Here is an 11,950-nt window from a genome sequence, read left to right on the forward strand (position 1 = left end):
CCGGGCCGGCGGTCGGTGGCTCTCGGGCGCACCGGCTCGGCGGCCGGTGGCTCGCGCGAGAGCGGCTCGGCGGCCGCTAGGTCTCGGGGGCTACCGGCCCGGCGGTCGGCGGCGCGCGGGGGCGAACCGGCCGGCGGCCGGTGGCGTCCTGGCACCGACCCGGCACCGTGGCACCGAAGAGGACCGGGCGGCGCTCGCCACGGCCACGACGGACTCCGACGCGGATGTCAGGGCATACGCAGGGCGGGCGTTGTGACCGGTCCGGCGGCCCGCCCATCCCTGTGCCCCGGCCGGAGCCCGGCCTCTATCTCCAGTCGTCGGGCTCCGGCTCCGCGTCCATCTCCGGCCAGTAGTCCGGATCGCCCGCGTCCTGAGCGGAGTCCTGAGCGGAGTCCTGAGCCGGAGTCTGGCCGGTCGCCCGGCCGGAGGGCGAGTCACCCTCAGGAGCAGCGCCCGCCGGCCCGCCCAGCGACGCGAGCACCTCCAGCACACCCTCGCCGTGCGTGGTGAGCTTCTTCTCGCCGACCCCGCTGATCCCGCCGAGCTCCCCCACCGACGTCGGCCACACCGTGGCGATCTCCCGCAGTGTGGCGTCGTGGAAGATCACGTACGCGGGGACGCCCTGCTCACGGGCCTGTTCGGCGCGCCATGCGCGCAGCGCCTCGAAGGCCGGCAGCAGCTCCTCGGGCAGCTCGGCGGCGACCGCCTTGCCCTTGCCCTTGCGCTCGCCCCGCCCGGAGCCCGTGGACGAGGACCCCGACCGGGAGGTCACCGGCTTCTCGGGCTCCTTGCGCAGCGGCACGTCCCGCTCCCGCCGCAGCACCGCCCCGCTGGCCTCGGTCAGCACCAGCGTGCCGTACTCGCCCTCCACCGAGAGCAGCCCCTGGGCGAGCAACTGCCGGATGACACCCCGCCATTCGCCCTCGGTGAGCTCCTCGCCGATGCCGAACACGGACAGCTGGTCGTGGTCGAACTGGATGACCTTGCCGGTCCGCTTCCCCAGCAGGATGTCGACGATCTGCACCGCGCCGAACTTCTGCCCGCGCTCCCGCTGCAGCCGGACCACCGTGGACAGTGCCTTCTGCGCCGCGACGGTGCCGTCCCAGGTCTCCGGTGGGGTCAGGCAGGTGTCGCAGTTGCCGCAGCCGGACAGGTCCGGGTCCTGGCCGAAGTAGGCGAGGAGCTGGCCCCGGCGGCACTGGGCCGTCTCGCACAGCGCCAGCATCGAGTCCAGGTGGGCCTGGGCCCGGCGCCGGAATGCCTCGTCCCCCTCTCCGGACTGGATCAGCTTGCGCTGCTGTATGACGTCGTTCAGTCCGTAGGCCATCCAGGCTGTCGACGGCAGCCCGTCGCGGCCGGCCCGGCCCGTCTCCTGGTAGTAGCCCTCGACCGACTTGGGCAGGTCGAGGTGGGCGACGAAACGGACATCCGGCTTGTCGATGCCCATCCCGAAGGCGATGGTCGCCACCACGACCAGGCCGTCCTCCCGCAGGAAGCGGGACTGGTGGGCCGCGCGGGTGCCCGCGTCCAGGCCCGCGTGGTACGGCACCGCCTCGACACCGTTGCGGCTGAGGAACTCGGCGGTCTTATCCACCGAGTTGCGCGACAGGCAGTAGACGATGCCCGCGTCGCCCGCGTGCTCCTCGCGCAGGAAGCTCAGCAGCTGCTTCTTCGGGTCGGCCTTGGGCACGATCCGGTACTGGATGTTGGGCCGGTCGAAGCTCGCCACGAAGTGCCGGGCCGCCGGCATGTTCAGCCGCTCGGTGATCTCCTGGTGCGTCGCGTGCGTGGCCGTCGCCGTCAGCGCGATCCGCGGCACGTCCGGCCAGCGCTCGCCGAGCAGGGACAGCGCGAGGTAGTCGGGCCGGAAGTCGTGGCCCCACTGGGAGACGCAGTGCGCCTCGTCGATCGCGAAGACGGAGATCTTGCCGCGGGAGAGCAGGTCGAGCGTGCCTCCCAGCCGCAGCCGCTCCGGCGCCAGGTACAGCAGGTCCAGCTCGCCGGCGAGGAACTCGGCCTCCACCATCCGCCGCTCGTCGAAGTCCTGCGTGGAGTTCATGAACCCGGCCCGCACGCCCAGCGCCCGCAGGGCATCCACCTGGTCCTGCATCAGGGCGATGAGCGGAGAGACGACCACACCCGTACCCGGCCGGACCAGGGACGGGATCTGGTAGCACAGCGACTTTCCGCCGCCGGTAGGCATGAGCACGACGGCGTCGCCGCCCGCCACCACATGCTCGATGACCGCTTCCTGCTCACCCCGGAAGGCCTCGTATCCGAAGACCCGGTGCAGCGCGACCAGCGCCTCGCTCGCGTCGGCGCCGAGGGGCCCGGCGGGACCACTGCCCGCGCCGATCCCGGCCCCGGTACCACCGGCCCCGGTACCCCCGGCTCCGGTCACCGCGTCCAGTTCCGTCATCACACCCGTCCCGCCCGTCGCGCCCATCGTTGCGTCCCCCGTGTGTCGCGCCTCGACCACTGCGTCCACCATAGGCGCCCGCACCGACAGCCCCGGAGTTGTCCACAGGCCCCGCCCGGTGAAGGCGGTGCACATACATACGTTCGACATGGCTCGGCACGGCGGCCGCCCGCCCGGAAACGCCGCAGGGCCCGGCTCCCGAAGGAGACCGGACCCCATACAGCCCTACGCGGACGTCAGCGGACGAACACGCCCGCCTGCCCCGCCAGATCCAGGAAGTACTGCGGCGCCACACCGAGCACCAGCGTGACCGCCACGCCCACCCCGATCGCCGTCATCGTCAGCGGCGACGGCACGGCCACCGTCGGGCCCTCCGGCCGCGGCTCGCTGAAGAACATCAGCACGATGACGCGGATGTAGAAGAACGCCGCGATCGCCGACGAGATCACACCGATCACGACGAGCGGGGCGGCCCCGCCCTCCGCCGCCGCCTTGAACACGGCGAACTTCCCGGCGAAGCCGGACGTCAGCGGAATGCCCGCGAAGGCCAGCAGGAACACCGCGAACACGGCCGCCACCAGCGGGGACCTGCGCCCGAGCCCCGCCCACTTGGACAGGTGCGTCGCCTCGCCCCCGGCGTCACGGACGAGCGTGACCACCGCGAAGGCGCCGATCGTCACGAACGAGTACGCCGCCAGGTAGAACAGCACCGACGAGACGCCGTCGGGCGTGGTCGCGATGACACCCGCGAGGATGAACCCGGCGTGCGCGATCGACGAGTACGCCAGCAGCCGTTTGATGTCGGTCTGCGTGATCGCGACGATCGCACCGCCCAGCATGGTGACGATGGCCACGGCCCACATGACCGGGCGCCAGTCCCAGCGCAGGCCCGGCAGCACGACGTACAGCAGCCGCAGCAGCGCGCCGAACGCCGCCACCTTCGTCGCCGCCGCCATGAAGCCGGTCACCGGAGTCGGCGCGCCCTGGTACACGTCCGGCGTCCACATGTGGAACGGCACCGCGCCCACCTTGAACAGCAGGCCCATGACCAGCAGCGCGGCGCCGATCAGCAGCAGCGCGTCGTTGCCCATGGTACCGGCGAGCGCCGGATTGACGTCCTGCACGGTGCCGTCGACGACCTGCGCGATCGTCGCGTACGACATCGAGCCCGCGTAACCGTAGAGCAGCGCGATGCCGAACAGGGTGAACGCGGAGGCGAAGGCGCCGAGCAGGAAGTACTTGACCGCCGCCTCCTGCGACATGAGCCGCTTGCGGCGGGCCAGGGCGCACAGCAGGTACAGCGGCAGGGAGAGGACCTCCAGCGCCACGAACAGCGTCAGCAGGTCGTTGGCCGCCGGGAAGATCAGCATGCCGGCGACGGCGAACAGCAGCAGGGGGAACACCTCGGTGGTGGTGAACCCGGCCTTGACCGCGGCCTTCTCGCTCTCGCTGCCCGGCACGGACGCGGCCTGCGCGGCGAAGGAGTCGACGCGGTTGCCGTGCACGACCGGGTCGAGGCGCCGCTCGGCGAAGGTGAACAGGCCCACCAGGGCCGCCAGCAGGATCGTGCCCTGGAGGAACAGGGCCGGCCCGTCGACGGCGATCGCGCCCATGGCGGCGATGTGCGCCTTGGTCGTGCCGTACCCATCGGCCGCGAGTGCCACGACCGCGGCGAAGGCGGCGGCGAGCGCGACGACGGACACGAACATCTGGGCGTAGTAACGCGATTTCCGCGGGACGAACGCCTCGATCAGGATCCCGATGATCGCCGCGCCGACGACGATCAGGGTCGGCGACAGCTGGCCGTACTCGAACTTCGGCGCGTCGATCTTGGTGATCGGGTCGGCCGCGGTTGTCCACAGGCTGTGGACGGCTGTTGCGCTCACTTGGCCGCCTCCACCTCGGGCTGGGGGTCCTTCTTCTGTACGTCGGACATGGTCTGTTTGACCGCCGGATCGATGATCTGCGTGACGGGCTTCGGGTAGACGCCCAGGAAGATCAGCAGGACGACCAGCGGGGCGACCACCACGAGCTCACGGATCCTGAGGTCAGGCATCGCGGAGACCTCCGGCTTCACCGGGCCTGTCATCGTCCGCTGGTAGAGGACGAGGGTGTAGAGCGCGGCGAGGACGATGCCGAAGGTGGCGATGATGCCGATCACCGGGTAACGCGTGAACGTGCCCACCAGGACCAGGAACTCACTGACGAACGGCGCCAGCCCCGGCAGGGACAGGGTCGCGAGGCTGCCGATCAGGAACGTGCCGGCGAGCACCGGGGCGACCTTCTGCACTCCGCCGTAGTCGGCGATGAGCCGCGAGCCGCGCCGGGAGATCAGGAAGCCCGCCACCAGCATCAGCGCGGCCGTCGAGATGCCGTGGTTGATCATGTAGAGCGTCGCACCGGACTGTCCCTGGCTGGTCATCGCGAAGATGCCCATGATGATGAAGCCGAAGTGGGAGATCGACGCGTACGCCACCAGCCGCTTGATGTCCCGCTGGCCGACCGCGAGCAGCGCCCCGTAGATGATGCTGATCAGGGCGAGGACGAGGATGGCGGGCGTGGCCCACTTGCTGGCCTCCGGGAACAGCTGGAGGCAGAAGCGGAGCATCGCGAAGGTGCCGACCTTGTCGACGACCGCCGTGATGAGCACGGCGACCGGGGCGGTGGACTCCTGCATGGCGTTGGGCAGCCAGGTGTGCAGCGGCCACAGCGGCGCCTTCACCGCGAAGGCGAAGAAGAAGCCGAGGAACAGCCAGCGTTCGGTGTTGGTCGCCATGTCGAGCGTGCCGTTGGCACGGGCCTCGGCGATCTCCTGGAGCGAGAAGTTCCCGGCGACCACGTACAGGCCGATCACCGCGGCCAGCATGATCAGGCCGCCGACCAGGTTGTAGAGGAGGAACTTGACGGCCGCGTAGGACCGTTGGGTCGCCGCCGCCTTCTCGCCGTGCTCGTGGGCACGGTCCCCGAAGCCGCCGATGAGGAAGTACATCGGGATCAGCATGGCTTCGAAGAAGATGTAGAAGAGGAAGACGTCGGTGGCCTCGAAGGAGAGGATCACCATCGCCTCGACGGCGAGGATCAGGGCGAAGAAGCCCTGCGTCGGCCGCCACCGGCTGCTGCCGGTCTCCAGGGGGTCGGCGTCGTGCCAGCCGGCGAGGATGATGAACGGGATCAGCAGGGCGGTCAGCGCGACCAGCGCCACCCCGATGCCGTCCACACCCAGTTCGTAGCGGACGCCGAAGTCCGCGATCCAGGCGTGGGACTCGGTGAGCTGGTAGCGGTCGCCGTCCGGGTCGAAGCGGACCAGGACGGTGATCGCCAGGACGAGCGTGGCGAGCGAGAAGAGCAGCGCCAGCCACTTGGCGGCGGTGCGCTTCGCGGCCGGTACGGCCGCCGTGGCGATCGCCCCGACGGCCGGGAGCGCCGCTGTCGCTGTCAGCAGAGGAAAGGACATCGGTATCAGACCGCCCTCATCAGCAGGGTCGCGGCGACGATGACCGCCGCACCCCCGAACATCGAGACCGCGTAGGAGCGGGCGAAGCCGTTCTGCAGCTTGCGCATCCGCCCGGAGAGGCCGCCGACCGAGGCCGCCGTGCCGTTGACGACGCCGTCGACCAGGGTGTGGTCGACGTAGACCAGGGAGCGCGTGAGGTGCTCCCCGCCGCGGACCAGCACGACGTGGTTGAAGTCGTCCTGGAGCAGGTCGCGCCGGGCCGCCCTGGTGAACAGCGAGCCGCGCGGGGCGACGGCCGGGACCGGGCGGCGGCCGTACTGGGCCCAGGCGATGGCGACGCCGATGATCATGCAGGCGACGGTCGCGCCGGTGACCACGCCCGCGCTGATCGGCGGGTTGCCGTGGCTGTGCCCGGTGACCGGCTCGAGCCAGTGCATGAACCGGTCGCCGATGCTGAAGAAGGCGCCTCCCGCCACCGACCCGACGGCCAGCACGATCATCGGGATCGTCATGACCTTCGGCGACTCGTGCGGGTGCGGCGGGGTGTACTCGCCGCGCGTCTCGGCGGCGGGCTCCACGTCCGGCTGTGCCGGGGACGGCGTCGGGGCGTTGCGCCAGCGCTCCTCGCCGAAGAACGTCATCAGCATCACGCGCGTCATGTAGAACGCGGTGATGGCCGCGCCGAGCAGGGCGCAGGCGCCGAGGATCCAGCCCTCGGTGCCGCCCTTGGCGAACGCCGCCTCGATGATCTTGTCCTTGGAGAAGAAGCCGGACAGGCCCGGGAAGCCGATGATGGCCAGGTAGCCGAGGCCGAAGGTGACGAAGGTGACCGGCATGTACTTCCGCAGGCCGCCGTAGCGGCGCATGTCGACCTCGTCGTTCATGCCGTGCATGACCGAGCCGGCGCCGAGGAACAGGCCGGCCTTGAAGAAGCCGTGCGTCACCAGGTGCATGATCGCGAAGACGTAGCCGATGGGGCCGAGGCCGGCGGCGAGGATCATGTAGCCGATCTGCGACATGGTCGAGCCGGCCAGGGCCTTCTTGATGTCGTCCTTCGCGCAACCGACGATCGCACCGAACAGCAGCGTGACCGCACCGACGATGGTGACGACCAGCTGCGCGTCCGGGGCGCCGTTGAAGACGGCCGCGGAGCGGACGATCAGGTAGACGCCCGCCGTCACCATGGTCGCGGCGTGGATGAGGGCCGAGACCGGGGTCGGGCCCTCCATCGCGTCCCCGAGCCAGGACTGCAGCGGCACCTGGGCGGACTTGCCGCAGGCGGCGAGGAGCAGCATCAGCGCGATGGCTGTCAGCTTGTCCTCACCGGCGGCACCGGCGAGCCCGGCCTCCGTGTGGCTGCCGAGCACCGGCCCGAAGGCGAAGGTGCCGAACCACAGGAACATCAGCATGATCGCGATGGACAGGCCCATGTCGCCGACGCGGTTGACCAGGAAGGCCTTCTTCGCGGCCGTGGCGGCGCTGGGCTTGTGCTGCCAGAAGCCGATCAGCAGGTAGGAGGCGAGACCGACGCCCTCCCAGCCGACGTACAGCAGCAGGTAGTTGTCGGCGAGGACGAGGATCAGCATCGCCGCGAGGAACAGGTTCAGATAGCCGAAGAAGCGGCGGCGCCGCTCGTCGTGCTCCATGTACCCGACGGAATACAGGTGGATCAGCGATCCGACGCCCGTGATCAGCAGCACGAACGTCATGGACAGCTGGTCGAGCTGGAAGCCGACGTCCGCCTGGAAGCCTTCCACCGGGACCCAGCTGTACAGGTGCTGGGACAACTCGCGGTGTTCGGCGTCCTGGCCCAGCATGTCGGTGAACAGCACCAGGCCGAGCACGAAGGAGACGGCCGCGAGCAGCGTGCCGATCCAGTGGCCGACGGCGTCCAGCCGCCGCCCGCCGCACAGCAGGACCGCCGCTCCGAGCAGGGGCGCCGCCACCAGCAGCGCAATGAGGTTCTCCACGATTCTTCCGACCCCTTACAGCTTCATCAGGCTGGCGTCGTCGACCGAGGCCGAGTGGCGGGCACGGAACAGGGACACGATGATCGCGAGCCCGACCACGACCTCGGCGGCGGCGACGACCATCGTGAAGAAGGCGATGATCTGCCCGTCGAGGTTGCCGTGCATCCGGGAGAAGGCGACGAACGCGAGGTTGCAGGCGTTGAGCATGAGCTCGATGCACATGAACACGACGATCGCGTTGCGCCTGATGAGCACGCCGGTGGCGCCGATCGTGAACAACAGGGCCGCGAGGTAGAGGTAGTTGACGGGGTTCACTTCGACGCCTCCTCGGGCCGCTGGAACTTCGCCGGCCCGACCGCCCTGCGCCCGAGACGCTCCTCGGACCGCTGCTCCAGGGCCTTGAGGTCGTTGAGCGCCTCCTGCGACACGTCACGGATCTGGCCGCGCTCGCGCAGGGTCTTGCTGACGGTGAGGTCGGACGGGGTGCCGTCGGGCAGCAGGCCCGCGATGTCGACCGCGTTGTGCCGGGCGTAGACACCGGGCGCCGGCAGCGGCGGCAGCTGCTTGCCCTCGCGCACGCGCTCCTCGGCGAGCTCCCGCTGCGTCTTGGCGCGCTCGGTGCGCTCGCGGTGGGTGAGCACCATGGCGCCGACGGCGGCCGTGATGAGCAGGGCGCCGGTGATCTCGAACGCGAAGACGTACCTGGTGAAGAGGAGGGCGGCGAGGCCCTCCACGTTGCCCCCGGCGTTCGCCTGACCGATGCCGTTGAACTCCGTCAGGGACGCGTTGCCGATCCCGGCGATCAGCAGGACGCCGAAGCCGAGCCCGCACAGCAGGGCCAGCCACCGCTGGCCTCTGATGGTCTCCTTCAGGGAGTCCGCCGCGGTGACGCCGACGAGCATCACCACGAACAGGAACAGCATCATGATCGCGCCGGTGTAGACGATGATCTGGACGACACCCAGGAAGTACGCGCCGTTGGCGAGGTAGAACACCGCCAGGACGATCATGGTGCCCGCGAGGCAGAGCGCGCTGTGCACGGCCCTCTTCATGAGGATGGTGCCCAGGGCGCCGAGCACCGCGACGGTGCCGAGGATCCAGAACTGGACGGCCTCCGCGGTGGAGGTGGAGTAGGCGGCGAGCTGGGTGGTCATCGCCCGATCACCTTCTCCGACGCCGGTTCCGTCCCGCCGAAGGTCGAGTCGGCCTCCTGCACGACCTCGCCCTCGGAGTGGGCGACCTGCTGCTCGGTGCCGGGCGCCGCCTCCGTCACCAGGCCCCGGTAGTAGTCCTGCTCGTCCGTCCCGGGGTAGATGGCGTGGGGCGAGTCGACCATGCCCTCCTCCAGACCGGCGAGCAGCTGCTCCTTGGTGTAGATGAGGTTGGCCCGGCTGGAGTCGGCCAGCTCGAACTCGTTGGTCATGGTGAGCGCGCGCGTGGGGCAGGCCTCGATGCACAGGCCGCACAGGATGCAGCGGGCGTAGTTGATCTGGTAGACGCGGCCGTACCGCTCGCCCGGCGAGTAGCGCTCCTCGTCGGTGTTGTCCGCGCCCTCGACATAGATGGCGTCGGCGGGGCAGGCCCAGGCGCACAGTTCGCAGCCGACACACTTCTCCAGGCCGTCCGGATGGCGGTTGAGCTGGTGCCGTCCGTGGAAGCGCGGAGCCGTGGTCTTCTGCTGCTCCGGGTACTGCTCGGTCAGCCGCTTCTTGAACATGGCCTTGAAGGTCACGCCGAAGCCGGCCACGGGGTTCTGGAAACCGGGCTTGGTGTCCTTGGGTTCCTCAGCCTTCGAACCCTCGAGTTCCTCAGCCATCGGACGCCTCCTTTCCATCCGTAGATCCGCCCAGAGATTCGTCACTCTGAGTATCGGGCCCACCACTGACAATCAGCTCCCGCTCGCGGCGCGAGCGGCGCGGGACCGGCGGAAGTTCCTGTCCGGGCAGGGGCGGTACGGGGAATCCGCCCGCCATCGGGTCGAAGGCGGCCGGGGTATCGACCGGCTGTTCGGCCTTCTTGGCCTTCTCGCGGAACATGTCGACGACGAAGGAGAGCAGCAGCAGGGCGAGGACGCCGCCGCCCACGTACAGGGCGATGTCGGCGAAGCCGTAGCCCTCGTTCCGGAAGGCCCGCACGCTCGCGACGAGCATCAGCCACACCAGCGAGACCGGGATGAGGACCTTCCAGCCGAGCTTCATCAGCTGGTCGTAGCGGACGCGCGGGAGGGTGCCGCGGATCCAGATGAACATGAACAGCAGCAGCTGGACCTTGACCGTGAACCACAACAGCGGCCACCAGCCGTGGTTGGCGCCCTCCCAGAAGGTGCTGACGGGCCAGGGGGCCCGCCAGCCGCCGAGGAACAGCGTGATGGCGACGGCCGAGACCGTCACCATGTTGACGTACTCGGCGAGCATGAACATCGCGAACTTGATCGACGAGTACTCGGTGTTGAAGCCGCCGACCAGGTCGCCCTCGGACTCCGGCATGTCGAACGGGGCGCGGTTGGTCTCACCGACCATCGTGACGATGTAGATGACGAAGGAGACCGGCAGCAGCACGATGTACCAGCGGTCGGCCTGCTGCTCGACGATCGTCGAGGTCGACATGGACCCCGAGTAGAGGAAGACGGAGGCGAAGGCGGCGCCCATCGCGATCTCGTAGGAGATCATCTGCGCGCACGAGCGCAGACCGCCCAGCAGCGGGTACGTCGAGCCGGAGCTCCAGCCCGCCAGCACGATGCCGTAGATGCCGACCGAGGCGACCGCGAGGATGTAGAGCAGCGCGATCGGCAGGTCGGTGAGCTGCATCGTGGTGCGCTGGCCGAAGATCGAGATCTCGTTGCCGGCCGGGCCGAACGGGATCACCGCGATCGCCATGAAGGCCGGGATGGCCGCGATGACGGGCGCGAGGACGTAGACCGCCTTGTCCGCGCGCTTGACGATCACGTCCTCCTTCAGCATCAGTTTGATGCCGTCGGCGAGCGACTGGAGCATGCCCCAGGGGCCGTGCCGGTTGGGGCCGATGCGCAGCTGCATCCAGGCGACGACCTTGCGCTCCATCACGATGGAGACCAGCACGGTCACCATCAGGAAGGCGAAGCAGAACACCGCCTTGATGACGACCAGCCACCAGGGGTCGGTGCCGAACATCGAGAGGTCTTCAGCGGCGAGGTACGGGCTCATGCCTCCACCTCCTTGGGGGCCTCGCCGGCGAGCGTCGCCGGGCCGATGCGGACGAGGGAGCCGGGCCGCGCCCCGGTGTCGGAGGCGACGCCGCCGCCGGTGGAGTTCAGCGGCAGCCACACCACCCGGTCCGGCATGTCACTGATCTGGAGCGGGAGTTCCACGACCCCCTGGGGGCCGGTCACCGCGAGCAGGTCGCCGTCCTTGACGCCCGCCTCGGCGGCCGTCGCGGACGACACCCGCGCGCGTGCGGCGTGCCGGGTGCCGGCGAGGGCCTCGTCGCCCTGCTGGAGGACGCCTTGGTCGAGCAGCAGCCGGTGCCCCGCGAGCACGGCTTCCCCGGCGGCGGGCCGCGAAAGCGCGGCCGCGGTCTCCAGGGGCTCACCGGCCCGCGGTCCGTCCCAGGCGCCGAGCCGGTCGATCTCACCGCGTACGGTGCGCAGATCCGGCAGTCCGAGGTGGATGTCCATGGCGTCGGCCAGCATCTGCAGCACGCGCGCGTCGCTGGGCGCGGTGCGGCGGGTCATCTGGTCGGGCTTGAGGGCTGCCTCGAAGAAGCGGATGCGGCCTTCCCAGTTGAGGAAGGTGCCGGCCTTCTCGGCGACCGCGGCGACGGGCAGGACGACATCGGCCTTGCGGCTGACCTCGCTCGGCCGCAGTTCCAGCGAGACCAGGAAGCCCACCTCGTCCAGCGCCGCACGCGCGCGTGCCGGGTCGGGCAGGTCGGCGATCTCCACGCCCGCCACCAGCAGGGCCTGGAGCTCGCCGGTCGCGGCGGCCTCCACGATCTGGCCGGTGTCGCGGCCGTAACGGTGCGGGAGGCCGGCGACGCCCCAGACGCCTGCGACCTCGTCACGCGCACGCGGGTCGGTGGCCGGGCGCCCGCCCGGCAGCAGCGACGGCAGCGCGCCCGCCTCGATCGCGC

General features: G+C 70.1%; 9 protein-coding genes. All 9 read right to left on the bottom strand.

The features are described from left to right. Positions 1–304 precede the first annotated feature (304 nt). A complete protein-coding gene (gene recQ / locus ABZ281_RS17440; protein WP_356656368.1) occupies positions 305–2,446 on the bottom strand; it encodes a DNA helicase RecQ in 2,142 nt (713 codons plus the stop codon). Between the two features lie 209 nt (positions 2,447–2,655). Further along, positions 2,656–4,305, bottom strand: a complete 1,650-nt coding sequence (gene nuoN / locus ABZ281_RS17445; protein ID WP_356656370.1) for an NADH-quinone oxidoreductase subunit NuoN — start codon at positions 4,303–4,305, stop codon at positions 2,656–2,658. Further along, positions 4,302–5,873, bottom strand: a complete 1,572-nt coding sequence (locus ABZ281_RS17450; RefSeq protein ID WP_298557606.1) for an NADH-quinone oxidoreductase subunit M — start codon at positions 5,871–5,873, stop codon at positions 4,302–4,304. The genes nuoN and ABZ281_RS17450 overlap by 4 nt, the downstream gene beginning before the upstream one ends. A 5-nt stretch (positions 5,874–5,878) precedes the next feature. Then, positions 5,879–7,843: an NADH-quinone oxidoreductase subunit L gene (nuoL, locus tag ABZ281_RS17455; protein WP_356656372.1), complete on the bottom strand. Its 1,965-nt coding sequence runs from the start codon at positions 7,841–7,843 to the stop codon at positions 5,879–5,881. A 15-nt stretch (positions 7,844–7,858) separates the two neighbouring features. After that, positions 7,859–8,158: an NADH-quinone oxidoreductase subunit NuoK gene (gene nuoK, locus ABZ281_RS17460; RefSeq protein WP_003992252.1), complete on the bottom strand. Its 300-nt coding sequence runs from the start codon at positions 8,156–8,158 to the stop codon at positions 7,859–7,861. Continuing rightward, positions 8,155–8,997: an NADH-quinone oxidoreductase subunit J gene (locus tag ABZ281_RS17465; protein ID WP_356656374.1), complete on the bottom strand. Its 843-nt coding sequence runs from the start codon at positions 8,995–8,997 to the stop codon at positions 8,155–8,157. The genes nuoK and ABZ281_RS17465 overlap by 4 nt, the downstream gene beginning before the upstream one ends. Further along, positions 8,994–9,659 carry an NADH-quinone oxidoreductase subunit NuoI gene (gene nuoI, locus ABZ281_RS17470; RefSeq protein WP_356656376.1) on the bottom strand — a complete coding sequence of 222 codons (666 nt, stop codon included), beginning with the start codon at positions 9,657–9,659 and terminating at the stop codon, positions 8,994–8,996. The genes ABZ281_RS17465 and nuoI overlap by 4 nt, the downstream gene beginning before the upstream one ends. Continuing rightward, positions 9,652–11,025 (bottom strand): NADH-quinone oxidoreductase subunit NuoH, encoded by a 1,374-nt coding sequence (nuoH, locus tag ABZ281_RS17475; protein WP_356656378.1) that lies wholly within the window; start codon positions 11,023–11,025, stop codon positions 9,652–9,654. The genes nuoI and nuoH overlap by 8 nt, the downstream gene beginning before the upstream one ends. Beyond that, positions 11,022–11,950, bottom strand: a 929-nt coding sequence (locus ABZ281_RS17480; RefSeq protein WP_356656380.1) for a molybdopterin-dependent oxidoreductase, incomplete at its 5' end; no start/stop codon positions are given. The genes ABZ281_RS17480 and nuoH, both read right to left, overlap by 4 nt.

Origin of the sequence: Streptomyces sp. NPDC006265 (genome assembly GCF_040613555.1) — a bacterium.
Classification (GTDB): domain Bacteria; phylum Actinomycetota; class Actinomycetes; order Streptomycetales; family Streptomycetaceae; genus Streptomyces.